The organism is Pseudotabrizicola algicola (assembly GCF_010915705.1).
Classification (GTDB): Bacteria; Pseudomonadota; Alphaproteobacteria; order Rhodobacterales; family Rhodobacteraceae; genus Pseudotabrizicola; species Pseudotabrizicola algicola.
On record NZ_JAAIKE010000007.1, the window covers coordinates 158,257 to 181,532 of the forward strand.

Consider the following 23,276-nt stretch of genomic DNA (forward strand, 5'->3'; position numbering starts at 1 on the left):
GCGATGGCGGCACAAAACAAAAGGGCGGCCCAAAGGACCGCCCGAAGCCGTGGTTTGTCGGGCGATCAGATCGCCGACTGAATCCAGGTTGCCAAAGCTGCCTTCGGAGCCGCTCCAACCTTGTTGGAGACAACCTGACCATCCTTGAACAGGAACAATGCCGGAATACCGCGAACTCCCAACTGGGCCGGGCTGTCGGGGTTTTCGTCCACGTTGACCTTCACGATTTTGACCTTACCGGCGTATTCGGTGGCAAGCTCTTCAAGTGCAGGACCGATCTGGCGGCATGGACCGCACCATTCGGCCCAGAAATCCACCACGACAGGAATATCCGACTTGCGGACTTCGGCGTCGAAGGTGGCGTCGGTGACAGCAACGGTCGCAGCGCCCATTTCATATCTCCTGAATGGAATGTATCAGCCAACGAAGCTAGGCACTGGCAAGGGAAAGGTCAAGCGATCGGGATACGTCTTGCGGCATCGGCCACGACATCGGGATCAAGATACATGAGCCTTGGACCTGCCGTCCACAAAATCGCCGTATCGATCTGCCGATCCGGATAGATCTGGGCAAGGGCGTGCGAATAGGCCCACATCTGCCGCAAGATGCCATCCGGCACCTGATCGCCCGTTTCTGGCATGACGCGATTGGATTTGAAATCCACGGCAAGCACATGTCCGGGCGACAGAACCACCCGATCAATCACCCCCTCGATCTGCCTTCCGTGCAGGCTGGCCGTCACCGCCACCTCTGCCAAGGTAGCAGCGGCAAACAGGGGCGCGAGGTCCGCCCGTGACAAAACGCCGGTGGCTTCTGCAAGCAGATCGCCAGCGCTCAGGTTTGGCGGACAAAGCGCGCGCGCCATCGCCGGCCATTGGGCCGGATCGCTTGCCGGCAAGACCTCCAGCAGCCTGTGGAGAAACACGCCCCGCGCTTTTGCGATATCCAATGAGTCGCCCTCACCCGGCAGTGCCTTTGCACCGCCCAAATCAGAAGGCGACAGCGGTTTAAGATCGCGCGCGGCCTCGGGCGCCGGTCGGTTCATCCATGCAGGATGGCTGATGACCGGCGGGCTGACTTGGCGCGAAGGTGCATTCTCTGGCCAGTGGCCAGAGGCATGGCGCAACCGGCCCCGCGCATCCGCCCGCGCGCCCAAGGCCTGCAATCCGGCCTCAACCTGCCGATACCATGCCCATTTTTCCCGCCGCTTTGGCTCTTTCCCGCTTGTCGTCTTTGCGTCCCCCGCGCCGGCCACAATCAGCCACGACCGTGCCCGCGTCAGCGCAACGTAAAGAAGGCGGAGGTTCTCTTCGGCAACTTTTTCCTTGCGTAGTCCAAGCGCCGCTGCCACCTGTGGCGGGCTTTCTTTTTCCGGGGTCTTCCAGACGGGCAGGCCATCGGCCAGCTTGATGACTTCGGCATGATCGCGCGGATTGCGGTCGGCGGTATCGGGAAGGATGACAACGGGGGCTTCCAGCCCTTTTGATCCGTGAACCGTCATCACCCGAATGTTCGCTCCTTCGCTGTCCAGTTGTCGTTTGACTTCGACGACATCGCTTTCGAGCCAGATCAGAAAGCCGGTGAGGCTCGGCACATCATTGCTTTCATAGGCCAGTGCCTGATTGAGCAATTCGTCTATCCCGTCCTCTGCTTCGGGCCCAAGGCGGGTCAACAACCGCTGACGCCCGCGGTGGCGGGTCAGGATACGCTCGAGCATCTCATAAGGCCGCAGGAAATCTGCCTGATCGCGCAGATCCGTAAGAACCGAAAGCGTTTCGGGTTCATCCGCATGGCGTAAGGCTGCCCAAAGGTGCCGTTCGGTCCGGCCATGAGCCAATCTGAACAGCCGGTCCTCGGACCAGCCGAACAAGGGAGAGCGCAACGCAGCGGCCAGTGACAGGCTGTCCTCGGGTGTTGCAAGGAAAGACAAAAGCGCAACAAGGTCCTTGACCGCAAGCTCTTCGCCCAACTTTAGCCGATCTGCGCCGGCAATCGGCAAGCCGGCCTGCTTGCAGGCACGGATGATCTGCGAAAACAGTGTGCCGCGGGTTTGCACCAAGATAAGAACATCACCGGCCTGCATCGCCCGACTTTTGCCGGGGGAAATCGGTATCTGCACCCCGGAGTCGATCATTGCCCTGATTTCGGAGGCAATCATGCGCGCCAGTTCCACAGTGTGGTGACTGTCGGAAATCAGGTCTACCGGGTTCCAGCCATCCTCGTCGGCTGTTGTTCCGGCCTTTTCAATCAAAGGCCAAAGATCGACCCGCCCCGGCAGGGCGTCAAAGAATGCAAGATGGCGGGGCTGACTTCCCAGCGCTGCCGGAAAGGCGTTGCCGAATGTCGCGTCGACCACCTCGAGCACGGCAGGCGACGAGCGAAAGGAATAGTCCAGTGTCCGCTCCTGCATCGGCTGGTCAACGGCGGCGAATCTTTCACCGAACTCGAGCCGCTTGGTATCAAACGCGGATAGGTCCGCGCCTTGAAACGAGTAGATCGATTGCTTCTTGTCACCGACGACAAACAGCGTCCGCGTTTTCTCGCTGGCGCTGCGGCCGGCGGTAAACTCTGACGTGAGCTTTTCGATCACCGCCCATTGGGCCGGCGACGTGTCTTGCGCCTCGTCCACCAGAATGTGGTCAATGCCACCGTCCAGTCGGAACAGAACCCACGCGGCAAGTCCCGGATCGTTCAGCAATTGTCCTGCCTTGCGGATCAGGTCATCAAAATCGAGAAAGCCGCGTTCGGCCTTGCGAGCCCCATAATGCTCCAGAAACGCGCGGGCGAAACGGTGAAGCGCGAGCGTTTTCTCGGTGGAGTCGAGGGCAGTGCGGGCAGCCCGCCCATTTTCAACCCGGAGCATCAGCTTTTGCAATTTCTCCCCGAGGGGGCCAAGGGCATTGCGCAGGTCCTTTGCGGGAAAGTCGCTCAATTTGGCTTGGTTGGCGCGTGGCCCCGAGCCAAAGAGAAATACACTTTCAAGGACGTTCAATGTGCGCAGGTCAGCAGCGAACGGCTCCAGCGCCGCCAGTTTATTGCCTGCCTTCTGGTCGTTCGGGCCACTTGCGGCAAGGCGCGCGGTCAGTTCAGCCAGAATATCCGCCTCGTCCCCGAGAAAAACGCTTTGCAGCAAACTTTCCAGTGTCAGTGTTTCGGGTTGGTCATACCGAGCCAGTGCCTCGGCGCGGCTGAGAGGTTTGACGAAATCATCGGCCCGGCTGCAAATCTCGGCCAGAAGTGCGGCAAAATCTTCGGCAGTGTAATGCCGCGCCAGATCGGTCACCGTATCTGGGGCCAGCCGATCTGCCATGGCCTGCACGATATCTTCGCGCAAGGTGCGCGCGGTGCGGTCGTCCATTTCCTTGAAACCGGGCGTTACACCCGCTTCGAGCGGATAACGCCGCAGAAGCGTGGCGCAAAAGCTGTGGATGGTCTGAATCCGCAACCCCCCCGGGGTTTCGATGGCCCGCGCAAACAATTGCCGCGCCAAGGCCAGTTGATCGGGGCCGAGCGTGTCACCCTCCCCCAGTTCCACCAGATCGGTGCGCAATTCGGCATCGGGCTTCATCGCCCATTCGCCCAAGCGGCGGAACAGACGGTTCTGCATCTCGGTCGCGGCGGCCTTGGTATAGGTCAGGCACAAGATATGCTGCGGTTCTACCCTGTTCAGCAAAAGCCGCGCCACACGGTCGGTCAGCACACGCGTCTTTCCGGACCCCGCATTTGCCGACAGCCAAGTGGACAGATGCGGCTGCGCGGCTGCCATCTGGGCACGGCTTGCATCATGGGTCATGGCGCATGCCCTTCTCCGACATCTTGCGGATCGGGTGGGTCTGTCATTTCCCATTCGCCAAAGCGCGCCAAATGGTCGTAATCGCCCGGATATCGTTCCGAAAACACAGCCCGACGAGACGGATAGCCCTGTCCGCGCCGCGCATAAGACCCGATCAGGTGGTAAAGTCCATCCCGCACGCCTTCCAGCTTTTCGGGTGTGATGTCATCCTCTGTCACCTTGCCAGCAGACCCGAGGCCCACATAGGTGATCTTGGCAACCTGTTGCGGTCCAAGCCCTTTGAACCCGCCTTCTTCGGCAAGCAAGGCCGCGAGGTGAAGCTGCTTGGCAAAGGATTTCTGCTCCTTTTCCGACGGCGGGCTGCCGGTCTTGTAGTCGATGAGGTGCAACTTGCCATCCGGCAGCATGTCGATACGGTCCGGTGTGCCAAAGAGTGTGAAACCCAGCCCCTGCAGGGTCAACTCACCCCGCCCTTCGACGAGAACGCTTTCACCGCCTGTCGCGCTGTCGACGTTCAGAAAATGGTCGGCGGCTCTTTCCATGCGGGCAGCCCAGAGCGCACGGGCGGCGGGCCAGGGCACCTGCTCTTCCAGAACCTGTTTCGTCAGCCCCAACAGGCGGCTACGGGCCTGCTGGCGGTTTTCGCCTGCAGGACGCTCCTCTACGAACCGCTCCAAAACGGTATGCACCACGGTGCCCCGGTCGCGCGCATCAGGTGTTTGGCGGATGGGGTCCAAGGGCCGCAGGTTCAGCACCTTGTCGGCATAGATTGCATAAGGATCGCGGATCAGTGTCTCGATTCTTGTAAGCGAGAGCGAAGCGGGACGCGCCGCGATCGGAGGGCGCGGGGCAGGGCGAGTGGCGGGTTGCAGTCCCGGTTCCGCGTTTTCCAGCGGCCGGTCCATTGTGGCGGCAAGATCAAGCCAAGCCTTGCCCCGGCTCCGCATGGCCTGCAAGGCATCGGGTCCGCCGCGCATGGGAAGTCCATCCAAAAGGTTGGTCAACCGGTTGATCCAGCGCGAGGGGACAGTTTCGGCCTCCGCGTTGCGCAGCGCGCGGGAAAGAACAACCTTTGGCGCAGCGATTGCCTGTTGAAAATCATGCGCCGACAGACCGATCCGGCGCTCTGGCAGCAAAAGACCCGCATCCAGCCGCATCTTTCGGTTCAACCAAGGGTCCGGCGGTGGCAGAGCAGGCCAAGTGCCATCGTTCAGCCCGGCCAGAATGACCAGTTCGGCCCCCTGTACACGCGCCTCCAGCGTTCCCCATATCATCACATCCGGATGCGCAATCATGGGCGCGCGCACCTCTTTTCCTGAAATCAGGCTATCAAACAAATCGCGGAACGCTCCCGGAGTCAGTTCGCCGCCATGAACCGCCTCGGCCTGTAGTTCATCCATGAACTGCAAGGCGGCCTCTCCCGCCACTTCGTTCCACAGTTCACCAGTGCCTTGCGGGGCCGGACCGCGCGACAGGCGTTCGGCGAGAAGGCGCAAATGGCTGACGTGATCTGTCAAGGGCAGCGTGCCGATCATATCCAGCCCATCAAGGGCACCGGCCAATGCAGTTGCCCAGCCCAGCGCATGCTCGTTGCGCTGCGCGGCGGCCCATGTGATCAGATCATCTCCGGTTGGAAAGGCCGGGCCCTCGCGCCGCAGTTTCAGTTCTAGATCGCGCGACAAGAGCAGGTGCTGCCCTCTCTCCATGGCGGAAGCCGTCAGCGGGTGCTTTAGCACCGTGAGCAACATGTCAGATGTCAGCTTTTGGCCGGGCAATCGCACGATGTGCCGCAGGAAGCGGCCCGGTGCCGTCTGGTTCAGCGGGATTCCCGCGCTGTCATCGGGCCGGATGCCCCACCGGTCCAAGGCGGCGGCAACTTGCCGCGTGAGCACCCTGTCGGGGGAGATCAGCGCGGCTGGAACACCCGTTTCGGCAGCGTCACGCAGAATGAGTGCGATGCCAAGCGCCTCTTGCCGGGGGTTTGCGGCCTCCATAAGCGCAACATCCTGCATGGCCGACGGCAAATCCGGAAGGTCGGGCCCCTCCACGAGCCACTGGTCCGTTACCGGCGCGGGGCGCAGTGCCAAAGAGACGACCCGGTTTCGATCAGGACTGGGCGCGCCCGTGCTGTGCCAGAGCGCCACATCGCGCGGTTGCGCCCCGATCAGAGACATGAGCTTCTGAAAACGGAATTGCGGATGATCTTCCGATGTCAGCGCATCCGCCAAGCCCGACCAGACTTGTTCGGGCATGTCAAAGTCATACCCTGGCAGCACGATGGCCCCCTGCGGTAACCTTGCCACCGCTTGCATGAACAATGCAGTCGTGCCGCGAGAGCCGGTAGAGCCCGCCACGATGATCGGATCGGCTGGAGGGGAGGATTGCCAAAGCTCTGACAGCATCAATGCCAGACGGCGCTGTCTGCCTTCGCTGTCGGGCTCATTCGCATCGGTAAAAAAGGGGCTGATGATGGTCAGAAAGGCGCGTGTTCGGGCCCAGTGTTCGGAATGATCCGAAACATCCAGTGCGGCCACCTGTTCCGGCCCCACCCCTTCGCCCTGCATTTCCGACATCAGCCCAGTGAGGCTTTCGGCCAGATCGGCCAAGGCAGATCGCGGCGCAAGATCGGGAAGTTTTTCGAGAAGCTTGTCGATAAGCACCGTGAGTTGCAGTTTCCGCCGCAAGGTTGGAACCGCCGGGGGAAGGTCCGGCAAGATCATGTCGGCGGCAAGGTTGCTGACAAGACGAATGCGGGGCATGAAGCCAGGCCCGTGCTGACCAAAAATCTGGACCACACGGCGACGCATCCGCGTGGTGTTCAGATACAGGGTTATCCGCGCCATCGCCTCGGGCGGCTGGCCCTGCAACATTGCGCGCAGACCTGCCACCAGAGCGTGCGGGAAGTCGACTCCGGGAGGCAGGGCAAACAACCGGGATTCGTGCGCCTCAAACATCTGGCCATTCTCCGGCTTCGCGCAAAAGCGCTTCTGCTTCTGCGATCCCGCCGGGATGCCCGACATCGCACCAATCACCCATGTGCAGCACGCCAAAGGCGCGGCCTGCCGCCATCGCGCGGGTCCACGGCGCATGGAGCGAGAATTTCCGTTCCGCTTCGATTAGCAGTCGCGGATGAATGATCTGGGCGCCAAGGTAGAGATAACCATCACGCCCCTTCGCCCAATCGACCCTTCCTTGATCGTCCATTACAAAGTCGGATCGGCCTGACGCGCTGCGAGCGCGATGGGCGGGCAGCAACAGAAAAAGCTGGTCCATCCGGTCACCATCCCAAGCCAGCATCAATTGCACGAGCGGGTTGGAACCCGTCCAGATCGCGTCGGTGTTAAGGGTCAAAACGGGGCCTTGCCCGAGCAGGGGCAAAGCGGCCTTCAGGCCACCGCCTGTGTCCAGAATTTCGTCCCGCTCCCACGACAGGATAACCCCGCTCTTTTCCAGATGGGTCGCAATCTGCTCGCCAAGGTAATGCAGGTTTACCACCTCATGCCGCAAGCCGGCTGCCGCCGCGACCCGTCGTGCATGGTCGATCAGCGCCAGCCCCGCAACTTTCACCAAAGGCTTTGGCAAAGTCGCCGTCAGCGCACCCATACGGGTGCCGAAACCAGCGGCGAAATACATCAATGGGAATGGATCGCGCATTTATCCCCGATGGTTTGCAAGACATGGTGACTGGGTGGCGGCAAAAGCGGCGCGCAGATTTTGCGCAGATCGGCAAGGGCAGGATGGGCCAGGTTCTGCTGAAGCTGCGCCCAGACGCGCGGGATCAGACGTAGGTATCCCGATTTGCCCGAAACCAGGCAAAGCCGCGCAAACACGCCCAGTATCCGCAAAGCGCGCTGGGCACCAAGAACGGCACATTCGGTTTGAATGCTTGCCATATCGCGGCCCGTTGCCGCCGCAAAATGGGTGGTGACCTGACGGGCAACATCCGGCGAAACATCGCGGCGCGCGTCTTGCAACATTGAAACCAGATCGTAACCCGGCTGTCCCATCTGCGCGAGCTGGAAATCGAGAAGCCCGACGGACGCGACCCCGTGTCGACCGGGCAGATGCAACAGGTTTTCCGCGTGATAATCCCGCAGGATCATCACCCGCGCCCCATCCGCATGTCGCCCCAGCACCCCGGCAAGCGCCGAGACAAAGGCCGATTTTTCGGGGCGCTGCCCGGTTGCGGCATAAGCATACCAGTCGAGCGCAAACCCTGCTGCTTCCGCCCAGTCTGAGGCGGAAAGATTTGGCAGGCCATCGGGGGCGGGGTGTCGGTGCAGATGCACCAAGACGTCTGCTGCGGCGGTGTAAAGAGCGGTTTCGCGCTGGGGCTCTGCAGCAACAACGCGCGCAAACAGCGCGTCGCCCAGATCTTCGATCAGCAAAAAACCTTGCGCGTAATCTTCTGCCAGCACCTTTGGCGCGGACAGGCCAATGCTGCGCAGATGTCTGGCAATGGCGACGAAGACTGCTGGATCATCGCCAGATCCGGGTGGTGCATCCATCAACACGGCTGATTCACCGGAGCGGGTGAGCCTGTCATAGCTGCGGTCTGATGCATCGCCTGCCAGAAAGTGCCTGTCTGCGTCGCCCCAGCCATGCCTGGCAAGAAAGGCTATGGAATCTGCCTTCCGGTCAGTCATCAAGTGCCTCTGCAAGCGCCGGGCGGTTGGCAAATCCTATCACGGCACGCCGACCTTCGCCCTCTGGCGACAATGCGACGCGGATTGCCTCATCCGGTTGATAGGGGCCAAGCCGTTCAGGCCACTCTACCAGACAGATTGCCGTTGCAAATGCCTCATCCAGCCCCAATTCCAGAACCTCGTCGGGGTGCGACAGCCGATAGAGATCAGCATGCCAGATATCACCCTCAGCGTCTTCATAGGTTTGCACCAAGGTGAAGGTTGGTGATGGCACGTCTTCCTCCCGCCCAAGACGCGCACGGATGACCGCTCGGCACAGTTGAGATTTTCCTGCCCCGATCGGTCCGGTCAGCAGAACGGTATCGCCCGGGCGAAGGTGGCTTGCCAAGACACGGCCAAGCGCATCGGTCGCCTCTTCAAACGGCAGGAAAAGGCTGTGTTCTGTCAACTCGGGCATTTGCGCAGTTTTACCGCGCTGCGCGCGCACCGCAAGCCGAACCCCTCAGGCAGATCGCCGTTCATGGGCTGAAAACTGCAGTTTATCCTTTGTGTCATGCTCTGCTCGAAAACTGACCAAAGTCGCTCCGGCAGAAAGGGGCGTGAAGCGGCAGCTTATCAGGCGCCCGTCCAGCATGCGCACCTCATCGCTCCAGATGGTGCGGTCGCCTATGGTGCAGACAAATTCCTCGGCCTCTGCCCAGACCCCATTCGGAGCGGTTTTGCTGCGCCAGTGGCGCGCCAAGGAGGTGATTCCGTCTGTTGTGAGATTTTCGGCCGGGTCATGACCCCAAAGTTTGGCATAGGCGGCATTTGTCATCACCAGAATGCCGGTCTCTGAAAACACGGCCATTGCCTCATCCATGGAGTCGATCACCGACTGTCCAAGCTCGAGATCCGCGCGATAGCGGCGGGTGCGGGTGATTTCGTTCGAAATGTCTTCAATCATCAGGGCTAGCGCCCCGTTAGGATGCGGCCTGCCGATCACTTTATAGGTCTGGCCGCCTGGCAGGTTCCATGTTTCCTCATAGACACCGGATGCCGCCGCGCGTTCCATATCTGTGATCTGCTTGCGCCAACCGCGATAGTCCTTCGGTTCTGGCACCATGTTCTGATCGCGCAGGGCATCCAGCACGGCCAGAAGCGAAGGTCGGCGCGACAGGAAATCGGGTGGCAGGCCCGTCAGGTCCAAGAGGGCAGGATTGAAAAGCTGCAAGTGGCGCCGACTATCAAAAATTGCCAGCCCGATGGGCAAATGCGCAAAGGTCTTGGCCAACGTCTGCATGAAATCGCGCAATGTGGCCTCTGCCTGCACGGCGGAATCGGCATGGAGGGCATAGACCCGAAGCCCATCTCCATCAGGCATGCTGATAAGATCGAACCAAGCCGCCGAGCCGTCGGGAAACCGCAACTTTTGACGCTGGCCAGAAGCGCCCTGCTGCGTGGCGGTCTTGTCAAACAGGCGGGGGAGGGGCCAGGTAAGCTCTTTCCCCGGCGGCAGCAGATCGCCGGCATTCAGAAGATAGGCGGTATTGGCCCATATAATATCGCCATTATCTTTTTCACGCCACGCCAGAAAAGGTGCGCGGGACAGCATGGATTGGAGAAAAGCCAGTTCTTCTGTCATGGACCGATGGGCCAGCGGATCTTGCCCAAAGCCCCTGCCTTCCGTCTCCGGATCAACAATGGTGATGCGCGAAAGCCCGCCCCGCTGTTCGGCCAGCACAAGTAGGGGCTGTTCTGCCGTTTCATCCGAAGCCAGTGTTACCACTCCTTCATCAGGCAGTTTCGACAATTGTTCTTCGATCCTGGGAAACACTTTCGACAGATAGGCCAGAAGCTTCACCCACGCGGTGCCGGGAGCGGGCGATGCCGCCAACAGTGCCTGAGCGCCTGGAGTGCAGTCGATCAGCGTATCGCCATCGAACAGAAACAAGGCCCCCTTTTGTCGTTCGTCGAATATGCTTTCGCGAACAGGCTTTCGGTTGGCTTGCAGCGCGGTAAGCAAAAGAATGCCACCAAGAGCGGCGAGAATAGCTGTCAAGCCTATGCCGAGGCCGAAGATGAAAGAGCTATCCATCAGGTTCCCGCGGAAACAACGTAGCGTCAACCTATGGTATAGTTTGTTAAGACAAAGTTAACACAACGTTAAACTCGGTTTTGGATAAACAAGTGGCGATATCCTTAGCCTATTTTTTCCGCTTATGCCCCGAAAGGTGCATTTTGCCCCAAGGCACGGTCAGGTGATTGCGCCAAGCGCTCCGACGGCCATACAACCTCGACGATTGCGCCGCTACGCAAGGGGCGCTCTGCCGGGGTCAGAAACGGGTCTGATGCGTTGCCAAAGGTAAGGTCGGCGCCGGTTCGCTCGAGGAGGGTTTTTGCGATGAACAGGCCCAGACCCATGCCTTCATATTCCGGGCGCATTGCCAGATCCTGCGAAGATCTGCGGCTGCGCACAAAGGGATCGCCGATTCTACCAATCACATGCGATGGAAATCCATCGCCATCGTCGACGATACGGATGCTGATCGTGTGTTCCGTCCACTCGCCATGCACCCAAACGGTCGAGTTTGCGAAGTCGACAGCGTTCTGGATCAGGTTGCGCAACCCGTGAATGACTTCTGGACGCCGGCTGACTGTCGGCTGGCGCTCGCTGCCGCCCTGTCCGGGCAGAAAGGTAAGCTCCACATGTTTGCCGCGGGTTTGATGGGGTTCTGCCGCTTCTGTCACCAGCACGGCAAGTGGAACCGAGCGCATGTGGAGATCGTCTTTTCCGGCGCGGCCCATGGAATGAAGGATGTCACGGCATCTATCAGCCTGCTCGCGGATCAGCCGCGCGTCTTCCAGAAGCGCAGGTTGCCCTTCCAGCTCGTCCATCATTTCGGCTGACACAAGTTTGATGGTCGCAAGCGGCGTTCCCAGTTCATGCGCGGCGGCCGCGACAACGCCGCCAAGATCGGTCAGCTTCTGTTCCCGCGCCAAGGCCATCTGGGTCGCCAGAAGGGCATCGGACATGGACCGGATTTCTGTGGCGATCCGGCGGGAGTAGAAGCCAAGAAAGAGGATACCGATCACGATCGACAACCAGAAACCGAACTCAAAGAGCGTGGGGATCGAAAGGACGGAGCCATCCGAGTATTGCAGGGGCACATGCACAAAGGCGATCACCGTGATGAAAATGATCGACAGGCTGCCCAGAAAAAGCGTTGTGCGCAGTTCAAGCGCAGAGGCGGAAATGGTGACGGGCGCGAGGATCAGTAGCGCAAACGGGTTTGTCAGCCCCCCCGTGAGATACAACAGAAACGAAAGCTGCGAGAGATCGAAAAGCAGCACCAGCATCGCCTCGGCTTCCGAGAGGCGCTTGTTTTCAGGGAACACGAAGACCGACACAAGGTTCGCGACGATGGAAGCCCCGACCGCCAGATAGCATAGCCCCAGAGGCAACTGCATTTCGTAATAGCGATCTGCCACGGTGATTGCGGCCAATTGTCCCGCTATGGCCATCCAACGGAGGAAAATAAGGGTTCTGAGGCGCACCCAGTCGCTGCGTGTATCACGGGAAAGCAAAGCAGCGCCTTGGGAAAGCATGGTATCCCTCGTCCAATGTCAGTATCTAGACCAGTGTTAGGCGCGCTTGCTCTCGGGATCAATGCGCGGACCCGGGCAGGCAAGAGTTAACGTGGAGAGCGACGATGACGAGATTTTATGCAGCACTTGCTGCTGCGGCAGTGGCCGGGCTTCTCGGCGGAACCGGACTCTATGTCTACCTGAAGCAAGAGGATGATGCCTTCGCACAGTGCCGTGGCGGTCAGGTGGGTGGCGGCGACATTGGCGGCCCCTTCACGCTGGTGGATGAGAGCGGGGCGACTGTCACCGATGCCGATGTGCTGACCAAGCCATCCCTCATTTACTTTGGTTATACCTTCTGTCCGGATGTCTGCCCACTCGACGCCGCCCGAAACGCGGACGCCGTTGATCTGCTGGAAGAAATGGGCGTGGACGTAACGCCTGTCTTCATTTCGGTCGACCCCGAGCGGGATACGCCAGAAGTTCTGGCTGAATTCACCGATAACCTTCACCCCAAAATGATTGGCCTGACCGGAACGCCCGAACAGGTCAGAACGGCTTCACAGGCCTATAAGACCTTTTACCGCAAGCAGGATGGCGACCCGGATTACTATCTGGTGGACCATTCGACTTTTACCTATCTGACTTTGCCGGGCGTGGGCTTTGTCGACTTCTTCCGCCGCGATGACACCGCCGAACAGATGGCGCAGCGCGTTGCCTGCTTTGCCGCAAATGCACCTTCCCGCTAGAAAAATTGACCCGGGCAGATAAGCAACCTAGTTTCACTGAAACGCAGGATTTAACAGAGGAAACCCGATGGCAGAAGACGTGACGGCCGATCTGGGACCAGACCGCTCGCTTTTGCTGGTCGACGACGACGAACCCTTCGTCAAACGTCTGGCACGCGCGATGGAACGTCGGGGGTTTGTTCCCGAGACCGCCGAAAGCGTGGCGGCGGGCAAGGCCATTGCCCAATCGCGTCCGCCGGCTTTTGCGGTGGTCGATCTGCGGCTTGAAGATGGCAATGGCCTTGATGTCGTGGAAGCGCTTCGTGAACGCCGGCCCGATTGCCGGATTGTGGTATTGACGGGGTATGGCGCAATTGCAACCGCTGTAGCGGCGGTAAAAATTGGTGCAATCGATTATCTGTCAAAGCCCGCAGATGCCAACGATGTGACCAACGCTCTGCTGTCAAAGGGCGCAGCAATGCCTGCACCGCCTGAAAACCCGATGTCTGCTGACAGGGTGCGCTGGGAACATATTCAGCGTGTCTACGAAATGTGTGACCGCAACGTTTCTGAAACGGCGCGTCGGTTGTCGATGCATCGCAGAACATTGCAGCGGATCTTGGCAAAGCGCAGCCCGAAATAGCAGCCTTTCCGCTATCCTTGAACATTCCTGCATTTACAGGTATTGGAAGGGTTCAACTTCCAATAAGGATACTAACGTGGACATAAATTTAAATGAACTGTCCCTTAAAGAGTTGAAAGATCTTCAGTCGCAAGTTGCCAAGGCCATCAACGGATACGAAGATCGCCGCAAGAAAGAAGCTCTGGCAGAGCTTGAGGAAAAAGCCCGCGCAATGGGATTTTCATTGGCAGAGTTGACCGGCGTCTCGTCTGGGCGCAAACGCTCTCCGGCGGTCGCAAAGTATGCAAACCCTGACGATCCTTCGGACACTTGGTCAGGTCGCGGCCGCAAACCACGCTGGTTTGAAGCTGCCTTGCAAGCCGGCAAGAAGGCCGAGGATTTGGCGCTTTGATCGAAAAGCCGTCCTTCGGGATGGCTTTTTCATTTTATGAAATTGTCGGCGCTGGGGCCAGCGATCAGCCGATTTCGTCCAGTAACCTGCTGTGGCGTTCGATGAATTCGGCGCGAACCGTTGCTGGTGCACGCAGTTCGACTTTCAGCCCCGTCACAAGCGGCGCATTCGGACGTCCGAAAAGCTTGTTTGCCTCGGACTCGGAAAATCCCGCAATGCTTACCGCTTCCATCCAGGCAGAAATCCTGTCGGCGGCCTTGATCTGGGCCTTGATCTCGGGCGGGAGCAAGGCGGGCAGGCCAAAACGTAAATGCACAGCGGCGGCAAGTCTTTCGTCTAGCACGCCATAGGCTGCCCCCACGGCTGCCTTGACGGGGGAAATCATGTCGCCGATCACATATTCCGGCGCATCGTGAAGAAGCGCTGCCAGTTTCCATCTGGCAGAAATACCAGCAGCCTGTCGGCTGAAGATTTTTTCGACCAACAAGGAATGTTCGGCCACCGAATATGGCCAATCGCCCCGCGTCTGGCCGTTCCATCTGGCCACAAAGGCCAAGCCGTGGGCGATGTCCTCGATCTCGATATCCACAGGGGTAGGGTCAAGTAGATCTAGCCGCCGACCAGACAGCATCCGTTGCCATGCTCGTTTTGGTTTCGCCACCCCGTTCCTCGCTTTGCAGGTTTATGCGGGTAGGTAACGCCGCGTCTTTCGCGGATCAAATGCTATCAGCAGGCGAATTTGGAACTTTTTCCGCTTTGCCCTCGTTGACTTTACGAACGAGGTAAATCGAAAGACCATCAGATGTTCAATCCGCTTCCATTGTTGGCCCTCGGCGCTGTTGCCATTGGGTACTTCGGTGCGATTGACCGCACCAATCGGGCCTTCGACGCAGCCCAGATATCCCCTGTCGCTGCCTTTCCTGCGACACCGGGCCTTTCGGTCCACGATTTTGTCGCAAAGCTTCCCCAGACCGTCCAGGACCCGCTTTGCGATAATAAAGATGTGATCACCGCATCGCTGGCCCATGATTTCGCCGAAGGTTTCCACGCCGAGTGGCTGGAACATCAGGCTAAGGTGGAACTTTGGACTTCGGACGTAATGGGCACCTGGACCCTCTTGCATGTCGGGAGTGATGGCTTGGCCTGTATCGTCGGTTCAGGTTTTGGCTGGTCAGAGGGCATGGAGGCCCGAGACATTCTGCCAGACAATCCGCTTAGCTGACCAGCCGTTTGCTCCGTTGTTTCAGGCCGTCTTCGATGGTAAGGCCACGTTCAACAGATAGGAGACGTTGAACATGGCCGACTACGTCGTGAAGGATATTGCGCTTGCTGAATTCGGGCGCAAGGAACTGACCATCGCCGAAACTGAAATGCCCGGGCTGATGGCTTGCCGTGAAGAGTTCGGTGACAGCCAGCCGCTCAAGGGAGCCCGCATCGTCGGCTCTCTCCACATGACAATCCAGACGGCCGTACTGATCGAGACGCTCGTGGCGCTGGGGGCTGACGTGCGCTGGGCCTCATGCAACATCTTCTCGACCCAAGATCACGCCGCAGCGGCCATCGCCGCACAGGGAATTCCGGTTTTTGCAGTCAAAGGGCAGACCTTGGCCGAACATTGGGATTATCTCGACCGTTCCTTCATGTTCCCCGAAGGCGCGAACATGATCCTTGACGATGGCGGTGACGCCACGCTCTATGTCTTGCTTGGTGCGCGGATGGAGGCGGGCGAAGATGTCCTCTCTGTTCCCCAATCCGAAGAAGAAGAGGTCATCAAGCAGCAGATCATCAAGCGGATGAAGCAGTCGCCGGGTTGGTTCACCAAGACGAAAGCTGCCATCAAGGGCGTCTCGGAAGAAACGACAACGGGTGTGCACCGGCTTTATGACCTGCACAAAAAGGGTCAGCTTCCGTTCCCGGCTATCAACGTGAATGACTCTGTCACCAAATCGAAGTTCGATAACAAATATGGGTGCAAGGAGAGTCTGGTCGACGGCATCCGCCGCGCAACCGATACGATGATGGCGGGCAAGGTCGCGGTTGTCTGTGGCTACGGTGACGTGGGCAAAGGCTCTGCCGCATCGTTGCAAGGTGCCGGCGCGCGCGTGAAGGTCACCGAAGTGGACCCCATCTGTGCTCTGCAAGCCGCGATGGATGGGTTTGAAGTTGTCCTGCTGGAAGATGTCGTGGCCAGCGCAGACATATTCATCACCACCACCGGCAACCGTGATGTGATCCGCATCGAACATATCCGTGAAATGAAGGATATGGCGATCGTCGGCAACATCGGCCATTTCGACAATGAAATTCAGGTGGCCGCGCTTCGGAACCACAAGTGGACGAACATCAAGGATCAGGTTGATATGATCGAGATGCCGAATGGCAATCGCATCATCCTGCTGTCCGAAGGGCGGCTGCTCAATCTTGGCAACGCCACAGGGCACCCGTCCTTTGTGATGTCAGCCTCGTTCACAAACCAGGTTCTGGCGCAGATCGAACTTTGGACGAAGGGCAGCGAATACAAGCCCGGCGTCTACATTTTGCCCAAGGCGCTGGACGAAAAGGTCGCCCGCCTGCATCTCAAGAAAATTGGTGTGAAACTGACCGAACTGCGCCGCGAACAGGCCGACTACATCGGGGTATCGGTCGAAGGGCCGTTCAAGTCAGATCACTATCGCTATTAAGTCTGTAACGGGGCGGCCCGCCCAGAGTGGCCGCCCCGACTTATCCCTATCCACAGGGGGAAAACGCAGCGACTTTTCCCTTGGTCGGTTGGATGTTTTCTGGCTAAGATTCTGGCGCAGCCGAGGTGAAAAACAAACCGGGCGCGTGGTAACCGAGTCTTATAGGGATAGTGAAGATGAGCAAACGCGACGAGCTGATCGCCAAATACGCGGAAGAGCTTTCCACCAAGTGCAGCATCACACCGGACATGGCCTTGTTGACCAAGGTGACAATCGGTTGTGGTCCGGCGATCTACAACGATGACTCCTCCACGGTTGCGGGCAGCGATCCGGCAGAGCTTGAAACCATCAAGAAGAACTTCCTGATGAAGAAGCTTGGTCTTGCCGATAGCCCCAAGCTGATGGAAGCCATCAATGCTGTCATCGACACATACGGTCGGTCCAATCGCAGCAAATACCGCGCTGTCGTGTATTACATGCTGGTCAAACACTTTGGCAAAGAAGCTGTTTACAGCTAGGCAAAAGCAGACCTGACGTAGGGCCCCGAAGATCGGGGCCTTTTTTGTTCGTGAAAAACTTGCGCCAAGTTTTAACGGACCAATTCTTGCGTCATTGCAATAGTTTGGGTTAGTCTGAAATAGAGCGGCAGTATGCCCAAGACCCTATTTCAGAACACGTGTGGTGCCAGGGGAGCACGTGGGGTGGATGGAGGGTCTTGGTCTGACCGGGGCCCTCCATTTCTATCATCTCTGAGTGGTCACTACATACAGCGCAGCACGTTACCCATTCAGGGCGTCAATCCGGCAAGCCGGCAAACGATATCCCATTCGGCGGGGCTGACGGGCTGCACCGAAAGGCGGGTGTTTTTGACAAGCGCCATATTCTCCAGCCCCGGCACGTCCTTGCATTCCTCCAAGGACACCGGCCGTTTGACCGGAGTCACGGCCTTTATCACCACGCAGTCCCAGCGCGGGTCTTCGCTTGTGCTGTCAGGCGCGCTTTCACGAATGACCTCGACCACGCCAACAATTTCCTTGCCGATATTGGAATGGTAGAAAAACCCCCGATCCCCGATCTTCATGCTGCGCATGTTGTTGCGCGCCTGATAGTTGCGAACGCCTGTCCATTCCTCTCCGGCCTCGCCGCGTGCGACCTGCTGATCCCAGCTCCACGCGTCAGGTTCTGACTTGAACAGCCAAAAATTCATCCGATCACCTTTTTCCACTCGCGCATCGCCACGCTTTCGAAAAGTCCGGCTTTGGCATAGGGGTCGGCCTCGGCCCAATCTCGGGCTTGATCCATCGACTCTACCGACAGGATGACAAGGCTTCCGATCATCGACCCGTCCGCATCCAGAAAAGGCCCCGCCATTTCAACGATGCCGCTGCTCTTGATATGCTCAAGATGGGCCGCACGGTTGTCCAGACGGGTTTGCAAATGTCCGGCTTTGTCAATGCAGATGAGGGCGACGCGCATAAGAGGTTCCTTTTTCGCAGTGGGGACGGATGGCAACGGGGGGCGTGGGCCCCCTATCAAGCTTTTGCACCCTTTTTTCCTGATCCGATCATCGCAGGTGCGGTCTGATCCAGCGGCCAGCGCGGGCGCGCTGAAAGGTTAGCGTCATCGCGCAAACCCATTTGAAAACGTTCAAGGCCCGCATAGGCAATCATTGCCGCGTTGTCAGTGCATAGGCGCAGCGGGGGGGCCAGAAATCGAACGGATGCTTTCGCGCAGACATCTTCCAGAGCGGTCCGAACGGCTGTGTTTGCTGCAACGCCGCCTGCAACAGCAAGTGCAGGCACGGCGGGGGACGCCTCCAGATAGACCTCCAACGCACGGCGCGTCTTTTCCTCGAGCACGCCCACCATCGCTGTCTGAAATCCTGCGCAAAGATCGCGGCGGTCGGCTTTTGTCAGGCCACCCTTTTCGGCGATCACCGTATCGCGTGTTCGCAGCAACGCTGTCTTGAGCCCCGAGAACGACATATCGCACCCCGGCTTGTCCAACAAAGGCCGTGGAAACACAAAGCGCGCCGGATTGCCCAAAGCGGCCTCTGCTTCCACCGCAGGGCCTCCGGGCTGAGGCAGGCCGAGCAATTTTGCGGTCTTGTCAAACGCCTCGCCCGGGGCGTCATCAATGGTGCCGCCGATGCGCCGGAAAGAGTCCGGCCCGCTCACTATAAGAAACTGGCAATGACCACCCGACACCAGCAGCATGAGGTAAGGAAAGGGCAGTCCATCGGTGAGTCGTGGAGTCAGCGCGTGACCGGCAAGATGATTGACGCCGATCAGCGGCAGTCCGGTTCCCGCTGCCAGCCCCTTGGCCAGCATGACGCCGGAAAGCACCCCCCCGATCAATCCCGGCCCTGCTGTTACAGCAATTCCGTCCAGTTCTGCAAAACTCACCCCGGCCTCGGCCATCGCACGCTCTACGCAACCGTCGAGCCGTTCCGCGTGGGCCCGTGCGGCAATTTCCGGCACGACGCCCCCGAACTCTGCATGCAGGTTGACCTGACCCTCAACGACCGAAGACAGAATTTCCGCCCTATCGTTCATGCGAACGATTGCAGCCGCTGAATCATCACAGCTGGATTCGATGCCAAGGAAAGTCAGGCCGGGGAGGTTCGGGCTAGATTGCATGGTCCGCCGTTGCGCCGTGGGTTATCCGCAGGTAACACCATGCGCATGGTCCCGCAATCCCGCGTCCTTCCGATGCTTATCACCCGGCCCCAGCCGCAGGCCAGCCGCTTTGCCGATGCGGCGACGGAGCGTTATGGCACGCGCGTGCGTCCGGTGCTGTCTCCGCTTCTTGCGCCAAGCTATTTCCTGCCTGACCTGCCAAAAGGGCCGTTCGGCGCAGTCATCCTTACGTCAGAGACTGGCGCGCAAGCCGCCGCGGCTATGCTGGGCAGGCTGCCCGCGCGCGCTTATTGTGTTGGCGAAAGAACTGCAGAGGTTGCATCTGGCTTGGGCTTTTCCGCGCAATCGGCAGACGGCAACGCCGATGATTTGCTCCGCCTTCTCCTCACCCGCCCCGAACATGCCCCTTTTCTGCATATGCGCGGACGCGAAGCCCGCGGCGATCTGGCGGCGCGGTTGCAGTCTGCGGGGGTGCCCGCGCAAGAGGTGATCGTTTATGCGCAAGAGCCGCAACCGCTATCGTCAGAAGCGCGCGGCGTTCTTGAAGCAAGCGGCGATGTGATCGCCCCTTTGTTCTCGCCACGAAGTGCCGAGGTATTTCGTCGCGCCTTGGCGGATGTCGCTGAGGGGGCGGATCTTTGGCCGCGCCTCTGCATCGCTGCGCTCAGCCCTGCAATCGCGTCAATTTTTGCCGATTGCCCAGCCCGGCAGATGATAGTGGCCACAGGCCCGACACAAGCGGAACTGTTCTCGGCCTTGGATCGTTTTATCTTCACTGCTTGATGCCGGAAGTCCCGCGGGATTAGGATCAGATCAGGCGGGCGCGAGGCGCGCCCTAGTCACCGTAAAGTCAGGATTGTCGATATGGCCAAACGCCCCCCCTCCAGTGCAAAGCCCGCAGAGGAAGAGGTCGGCGGCAGCGCTGCAGCAACGCCAATCGTCGAATCCGTTGAAAACGCCACGATCGAACCGTCGCAAACCGAAGAGGTTGCGCCGATTGTGATCGAAGAGCCGCCCCGCCCTGACGCCGAAATTGAGCCTCCGGTTGCGGCGGAAAGTGGCGGCGTTTCAGAAGGCGGGGACAACCCGGCCGGACAGATGGAGCAGTCTGTTCCTGTTGCGGAAGACACGGCAACCAAACCGGCCAATGACAGCCCGCGTGATCCATTGCCCAACCAACAGGCGTCACAGCGCAGCAACGGCTTTCTTGGCACTGCCCTAGGTGGCGTGGTCGCCGCCGCCGCAGGATATGCGTTGGCCGTCTTTGTTCCCTTCCCGGGCATAGGCACATCAGACACCCAAACCCAATCGACCGAGGCCCAGATTGCCGAGTTGGCGGCACGGATCGAAACACTCGAGGCGGCTCCCGACGTGATAGCGCGCCTTTCATCCCGCATCACGGATCTTGAGGCACGGCCCGTCGCCGAGCCGGCAGTCGGGCCGGAGGTCAGCGATCTTGCCGCGAGATTGGCAGAGGTTGAAAACAAGATCGCGTCTGCCGAAGATCAGGGGACCTTCCTTGTCGGAGATGCAAACGCTGCCGATCTGATCGGCGCCGTTGAAAGCCTGCGGGCGGAAGTTGCCCAACTGCAAGCATCGGGCGCTGATGCAAACGCAGGGATCGAAACCTTGGCCGCACAAACCGAGGCGCGTCTGGCCGAAGCAGAAGCGCAGGCCGCAGCCTTGCGGGCCGAAGCGGAAAGAACTGCGCAACGGGCAGTTGTTGCTGCTGCGCTGGGCCGCGTTCAGGCTGCGCTTGAAAGCGGCGCGCCTTTCGCCGGGGCCCTGGCGGATATTCCAGACGCGCAAATCCCGGCAGAGCTTGCGGCATTGGCTGAGAGCGGCGTTCCATCGCGTGCCCTTTTGCAAGACGCCTATCCGCCCGCTGCGCGCGAAGCGCTGGAAGCATCCTTGAAAGCAAATATGGGCGAAAGCTGGTCAGATCGGGTGGCGTCCTTCCTGCAAACGTCCACAGGAGCGCGCTCTCTCGTCCCGCGTGAAGGCAACGATCCAGACGCAGTGCTCTCGCGCGCCGAAGCTGCAGTGAAGGCCGGCGACATTGCTCAGGCGCTTGCCGAACTCGAGAACCTTCCGCCGGAAGGGCAGGCCAGAATGGCCGATTGGTCGGCCTTGGCGCGCCAGAGACTTGAGGCGATTGCCGCCGTCTCGGCGCTTTCGGCTGGCGTGGAAGGGTAGACCATCACATGCTTTGGACCTTGCTCAAAGTCATCTTGTTTGTGTTTTTCATCGCAGCCCTTGCGCATGGGGCGGGTGTTTTGCTCGACACCGAAGGCGCGCTTCGGATCGCGGTTGCCGGATGGGAACTGACGCTGGGACCGTTGCAGGTTGTCATCCTGTCCCTCGTCCTGATTGTCTCGCTATGGATTGTCTTCAAGATTGTCAGCTTCGTGGTGGCCGTCCTGCGCTTTCTCTCTGGAGACGAGACGGCAATTTCCCGGTACTTTGATCGCAACCGAGAGCGCAAAGGGTATCAGGCGCTGACCGAGGGTTTCCTTGCGCTCGCTTCGGGTGAAGGCAAGGTCGCAATGGCGCGCGCCCAACGGGCAGAGCGTTATCTGGCCAAACCGGAATTGACCAACCTGCTGATGGCGCAGTCGGCCGAGGCTGCGGGCGACACCAAGCGCGCGACAGAGGCTTACAAGCGCCTGCTCGCCGATGACAAGACGCGTTTTGTCGGTGTGCGGGGCCTTTTGAAGCAAAAGCTGACAGAGGGTGACACTGACACGGCACTGAAGCTGGCCGAAAAGGCCTTTGCAATGAAACCGCGCCATTCGGAAACGCAGGATATCTTGCTCAAACTTCAATCAGAGAAATCGGATTGGAAAGGCGCCCGCCAGACGCTCGGGGCAAAACTCAAGGCCGGGGCCTTGCCGCGCGATGTCTATCGACGCCGCGATGCGGTGCTTGCTCTGCAAGAGGCAAAGACGGTGTTTGATGACTCTGCCAGTATCGAGGCGCGAGAGGCCGCGATAGAGGCCAACCGTCTGTCGCCCGATCTTATCCCCGCCGCTGCAATGGCCGCACGCAGCCTAATTGCCAAAGGAGACCGGAAGGGCGCGACACGCGTTTTGAAGAAGGCTTGGAATGTGCATCCTCACCCGGACCTTGCAGCCGCTTTCGCGGAGATCGAACCGGAAGAAACCCCCGCCGCCCGACTGAAGCGCTTCAAGACGCTTACAGATATTCAGCCGCAGAACGAGCAGACCCGTCTGGTTTTGGCCGAACTCTGCGTTGCAGCCGAAGACTTCCCTGCCGCACGCCGTGCCCTTGGCGAGATTGTGACGACCCATCCCACACAGCGCTCTTTGGCCATCATGGCAGCCATTGCGCGGGGCGAGGGGGAAGACGATTCCGTGGTGCGGGGTTGGCTCACCCGCGCGCTTACCGCGCCGCTCGGCCCGCAATGGTGCTGTGATAAATGCCAGGCGATCCATGCCCAGTGGCACCCGATCTGCGAAAACTGTGGTGGTTTTGATACCTTGAGCTGGCGCGAACCTGTGGACAGTTCCGGCCCCAGCCCGACAGGAACCGAATTGTTGCCGCTCATCGTCGGGGCGCCGGCACCGGTGTCCGAACCCGCGACACCCGAGGCGGAAGATGCCGATGTTGTCACCGCGACTGCCGCGCCGGATGATCGAAGCAATGGCGCAAAACCAACCTATTGAGGAACAAGCTTGGCCCACCGACACGATCTGTCTGTGGGCCAAGGATCTGTCTTTCGACAGGTGGCAGGGGTTGACTTGATCAGTCCGCCACCATACTAGAACCGAACCAGAAAGTGCCGCTGTAGCTCAGCTGGTAGAGCACGTCATTCGTAATGATGGGGTCGGGGGTTCGAGTCCCTTCAGCGGCACCAGTTTTCCGACAGAAATGATTTCTGAAGCCGCTTTCAGGCGAATCTGCCGCGTTCAATCCGGTCGCTTCTGCCCCTTACCGCCCGACGCCTTCATATGCTTTGAATCCTGCGGCGAGGGCTTCTGGTTTTGCGTAGATGTTTCTGAGGTCGGCGAGGCGCGGGGTTTTCATGGTTGCGGCGAGGCGATCGAGGTCGAGGGCGCGGAACTGGTTCCATTCGGTCAGGATCACGATGCACTCGGCCTCTGCGGCGGCGGTGTAGGCGTCTTCGTGCCATTCCACCCCCGGCAGCAGCGCCTCGCCTTCCTTGCG

General features: G+C 59.6%; 22 protein-coding genes and 1 tRNA gene. 10 read left to right on the forward strand and 13 right to left on the reverse strand.

Translation table 11 applies throughout. The features are described 5' to 3' along the window. Positions 1-65 precede the first annotated feature (65 nt). The 8 genes from trxA to regB all read right to left on the reverse strand — a co-directional run bounded on the left by trxA (position 66) and on the right by regB (position 12,027). A complete protein-coding gene (gene trxA, locus G3572_RS18000) occupies positions 66-392 on the reverse strand; it encodes a thioredoxin (RefSeq protein WP_164614491.1) in 327 nt (108 codons plus the stop codon). Between the two features lie 59 nt (positions 393-451). Beyond that, positions 452-3,793 (reverse strand): double-strand break repair helicase AddA, encoded by a 3,342-nt coding sequence (gene addA, locus G3572_RS18005; RefSeq protein WP_164614493.1) that lies wholly within the window; start codon positions 3,791-3,793, stop codon positions 452-454. Further along, complete coding sequence (gene addB / locus G3572_RS18010) at positions 3,790-6,747, reverse strand: double-strand break repair protein AddB (RefSeq protein WP_164614495.1); 2,958 nt, start codon at positions 6,745-6,747, stop codon at positions 3,790-3,792. The genes addA and addB overlap by 4 nt, the downstream gene beginning before the upstream one ends. Next, positions 6,740-7,447 carry a nucleotidyltransferase family protein gene (locus G3572_RS18015; RefSeq protein ID WP_164614497.1) on the reverse strand — a complete coding sequence of 236 codons (708 nt, stop codon included), beginning with the start codon at positions 7,445-7,447 and terminating at the stop codon, positions 6,740-6,742. Before G3572_RS18015 ends, addB begins: the two co-directional genes overlap by 8 nt. Next, positions 7,426-8,439, reverse strand: coding sequence for an aminoglycoside phosphotransferase family protein (locus G3572_RS18020; RefSeq protein WP_164614499.1), 1,014 nt, complete (start codon positions 8,437-8,439; stop codon positions 7,426-7,428). The genes G3572_RS18015 and G3572_RS18020 overlap by 22 nt, the downstream gene beginning before the upstream one ends. Beyond that, the gene (gene tsaE, locus G3572_RS18025; RefSeq protein ID WP_164614501.1) at positions 8,432-8,896 is read right to left on the reverse strand and encodes a tRNA (adenosine(37)-N6)-threonylcarbamoyltransferase complex ATPase subunit type 1 TsaE; all 465 of its coding nucleotides are present in this window, start codon (positions 8,894-8,896) and stop codon (positions 8,432-8,434) included. Before tsaE ends, G3572_RS18020 begins: the two co-directional genes overlap by 8 nt. A gap of 45 nt (positions 8,897-8,941) precedes the next feature. Beyond that, a complete protein-coding gene (locus G3572_RS18030; protein ID WP_164614503.1) occupies positions 8,942-10,516 on the reverse strand; it encodes a PAS-domain containing protein in 1,575 nt (524 codons plus the stop codon). Between the two features lie 122 nt (positions 10,517-10,638). After that, a complete protein-coding gene (gene regB, locus G3572_RS18035) occupies positions 10,639-12,027 on the reverse strand; it encodes a sensor histidine kinase RegB (protein WP_164614505.1) in 1,389 nt (462 codons plus the stop codon). Positions 12,028-12,131: 104 nt separating this feature from the next. Between regB and G3572_RS18040 the strand changes: the two genes are divergently transcribed. From G3572_RS18040 to G3572_RS18050, 3 genes are all read left to right on the forward strand, one after another. After that, on the forward strand, positions 12,132-12,755 hold the full coding sequence (locus G3572_RS18040; RefSeq protein WP_164614507.1) for an SCO family protein: 624 nt from the start codon (positions 12,132-12,134) through the stop codon (positions 12,753-12,755). Between the two features lie 67 nt (positions 12,756-12,822). Beyond that, positions 12,823-13,377, forward strand: coding sequence for an ActR/PrrA/RegA family redox response regulator transcription factor (locus G3572_RS18045; RefSeq protein ID WP_164614509.1), 555 nt, complete (start codon positions 12,823-12,825; stop codon positions 13,375-13,377). Positions 13,378-13,453: 76 nt separating this feature from the next. Next, positions 13,454-13,768, forward strand: coding sequence for an H-NS histone family protein (locus G3572_RS18050; protein WP_164614511.1), 315 nt, complete (start codon positions 13,454-13,456; stop codon positions 13,766-13,768). Positions 13,769-13,832: 64 nt separating this feature from the next. On the opposite strand, the gene G3572_RS18055 is transcribed toward G3572_RS18050, so the two are convergent. Continuing rightward, the gene (locus tag G3572_RS18055) at positions 13,833-14,399 is read right to left on the reverse strand and encodes an HD domain-containing protein (RefSeq protein ID WP_164614551.1); all 567 of its coding nucleotides are present in this window, start codon (positions 14,397-14,399) and stop codon (positions 13,833-13,835) included. A 171-nt stretch (positions 14,400-14,570) separates the two neighbouring features. Here G3572_RS18055 and G3572_RS18060 point away from each other — a divergent pair, with 171 nt between their 5' ends. The 3 genes from G3572_RS18060 (at position 14,571) to G3572_RS18070 (ending at position 16,967) form a co-directional block, all read left to right on the forward strand. After that, positions 14,571-14,990, forward strand: coding sequence for a hypothetical protein (locus tag G3572_RS18060; RefSeq protein ID WP_164614513.1), 420 nt, complete (start codon positions 14,571-14,573; stop codon positions 14,988-14,990). Positions 14,991-15,063: 73 nt separating this feature from the next. Then, positions 15,064-16,449, forward strand: coding sequence for an adenosylhomocysteinase (ahcY, locus tag G3572_RS18065; protein WP_164614515.1), 1,386 nt, complete (start codon positions 15,064-15,066; stop codon positions 16,447-16,449). 176 nt (positions 16,450-16,625) lie between these two features. After that, positions 16,626-16,967, forward strand: coding sequence for a DUF2853 family protein (locus G3572_RS18070; protein ID WP_164614517.1), 342 nt, complete (start codon positions 16,626-16,628; stop codon positions 16,965-16,967). 269 nt (positions 16,968-17,236) lie between these two features. Here G3572_RS18070 and G3572_RS18075 read toward each other — a convergent pair whose 3' ends face one another. From G3572_RS18075 to tsaD, 3 genes are read right to left on the reverse strand one after another with little or no spacing between them, the layout of a single operon-like run. Continuing rightward, complete coding sequence (locus G3572_RS18075; RefSeq protein ID WP_164614519.1) at positions 17,237-17,656, reverse strand: EVE domain-containing protein; 420 nt, start codon at positions 17,654-17,656, stop codon at positions 17,237-17,239. Next, positions 17,653-17,925 (reverse strand): YciI family protein, encoded by a 273-nt coding sequence (locus G3572_RS18080; protein WP_164614521.1) that lies wholly within the window; start codon positions 17,923-17,925, stop codon positions 17,653-17,655. The genes G3572_RS18075 and G3572_RS18080 overlap by 4 nt, the downstream gene beginning before the upstream one ends. 56 nt (positions 17,926-17,981) lie before the next feature. Beyond that, complete coding sequence (gene tsaD / locus G3572_RS18085; RefSeq protein WP_164614523.1) at positions 17,982-19,088, reverse strand: tRNA (adenosine(37)-N6)-threonylcarbamoyltransferase complex transferase subunit TsaD; 1,107 nt, start codon at positions 19,086-19,088, stop codon at positions 17,982-17,984. A 72-nt stretch (positions 19,089-19,160) separates the two neighbouring features. Here tsaD and G3572_RS18090 point away from each other — a divergent pair, with 72 nt between their 5' ends. The 4 genes from G3572_RS18090 to G3572_RS18105 all read left to right on the forward strand — a co-directional run bounded on the left by G3572_RS18090 (position 19,161) and on the right by G3572_RS18105 (position 22,965). Next, a complete protein-coding gene (locus G3572_RS18090; RefSeq protein WP_240335628.1) occupies positions 19,161-19,871 on the forward strand; it encodes a uroporphyrinogen-III synthase in 711 nt (236 codons plus the stop codon). Positions 19,872-19,952: 81 nt separating this feature from the next. Beyond that, positions 19,953-21,284 (forward strand): COG4223 family protein, encoded by a 1,332-nt coding sequence (locus tag G3572_RS18095; RefSeq protein WP_164614527.1) that lies wholly within the window; start codon positions 19,953-19,955, stop codon positions 21,282-21,284. An 8-nt stretch (positions 21,285-21,292) separates the two neighbouring features. Next, positions 21,293-22,774 (forward strand): heme biosynthesis protein HemY, encoded by a 1,482-nt coding sequence (locus G3572_RS18100; protein ID WP_164614529.1) that lies wholly within the window; start codon positions 21,293-21,295, stop codon positions 22,772-22,774. Between the two features lie 115 nt (positions 22,775-22,889). Continuing rightward, positions 22,890-22,965, forward strand: a tRNA-Thr gene (locus tag G3572_RS18105). Positions 22,966-23,039: 74 nt separating this feature from the next. Here the strand turns inward: G3572_RS18105 and G3572_RS18110 are convergent. Beyond that, positions 23,040-23,276: UDP-glucose/GDP-mannose dehydrogenase family protein (locus G3572_RS18110; protein WP_240335621.1), on the reverse strand; the 237-nt coding region annotated here is incomplete at its 5' end.

Coding starts and splice junctions, on each gene's coding strand:
- addA (WP_164614493.1), bottom strand. CDS start 3,793: ATGACCCATGATGCAAGCCGTGCCCAGATGGCAGCCGCGCAGCCGCAT.
- G3572_RS18075 (WP_164614519.1), bottom strand. CDS start 17,656: ATGAATTTTTGGCTGTTCAAGTCAGAACCTGACGCGTGGAGCTGGGAT.
- G3572_RS18090 (WP_240335628.1), top strand. CDS start 19,161: ATGCTTATCACCCGGCCCCAGCCGCAGGCCAGCCGCTTTGCCGATGCG.
- regB (WP_164614505.1), bottom strand. CDS start 12,027: ATGCTTTCCCAAGGCGCTGCTTTGCTTTCCCGTGATACACGCAGCGAC.
- trxA (WP_164614491.1), bottom strand. CDS start 392: ATGGGCGCTGCGACCGTTGCTGTCACCGACGCCACCTTCGACGCCGAA.
- tsaE (WP_164614501.1), bottom strand. CDS start 8,896: ATGCCCGAGTTGACAGAACACAGCCTTTTCCTGCCGTTTGAAGAGGCG.
- G3572_RS18080 (WP_164614521.1), bottom strand. CDS start 17,925: ATGCGCGTCGCCCTCATCTGCATTGACAAAGCCGGACATTTGCAAACC.
- G3572_RS18055 (WP_164614551.1), bottom strand. CDS start 14,399: ATGCTGTCTGGTCGGCGGCTAGATCTACTTGACCCTACCCCTGTGGAT.
- G3572_RS18070 (WP_164614517.1), top strand. CDS start 16,626: ATGAGCAAACGCGACGAGCTGATCGCCAAATACGCGGAAGAGCTTTCC.
- G3572_RS18100 (WP_164614529.1), top strand. CDS start 21,293: ATGCTTTGGACCTTGCTCAAAGTCATCTTGTTTGTGTTTTTCATCGCA.
- G3572_RS18020 (WP_164614499.1), bottom strand. CDS start 8,439: ATGACTGACCGGAAGGCAGATTCCATAGCCTTTCTTGCCAGGCATGGC.
- ahcY (WP_164614515.1), top strand. CDS start 15,064: ATGGCCGACTACGTCGTGAAGGATATTGCGCTTGCTGAATTCGGGCGC.
- addB (WP_164614495.1), bottom strand. CDS start 6,747: ATGTTTGAGGCGCACGAATCCCGGTTGTTTGCCCTGCCTCCCGGAGTC.
- G3572_RS18095 (WP_164614527.1), top strand. CDS start 19,953: ATGGCCAAACGCCCCCCCTCCAGTGCAAAGCCCGCAGAGGAAGAGGTC.
- G3572_RS18015 (WP_164614497.1), bottom strand. CDS start 7,447: ATGCGCGATCCATTCCCATTGATGTATTTCGCCGCTGGTTTCGGCACC.
- G3572_RS18045 (WP_164614509.1), top strand. CDS start 12,823: ATGGCAGAAGACGTGACGGCCGATCTGGGACCAGACCGCTCGCTTTTG.
- G3572_RS18030 (WP_164614503.1), bottom strand. CDS start 10,516: ATGGATAGCTCTTTCATCTTCGGCCTCGGCATAGGCTTGACAGCTATT.
- tsaD (WP_164614523.1), bottom strand. CDS start 19,088: ATGCAATCTAGCCCGAACCTCCCCGGCCTGACTTTCCTTGGCATCGAA.
- G3572_RS18060 (WP_164614513.1), top strand. CDS start 14,571: ATGTTCAATCCGCTTCCATTGTTGGCCCTCGGCGCTGTTGCCATTGGG.
- G3572_RS18040 (WP_164614507.1), top strand. CDS start 12,132: ATGACGAGATTTTATGCAGCACTTGCTGCTGCGGCAGTGGCCGGGCTT.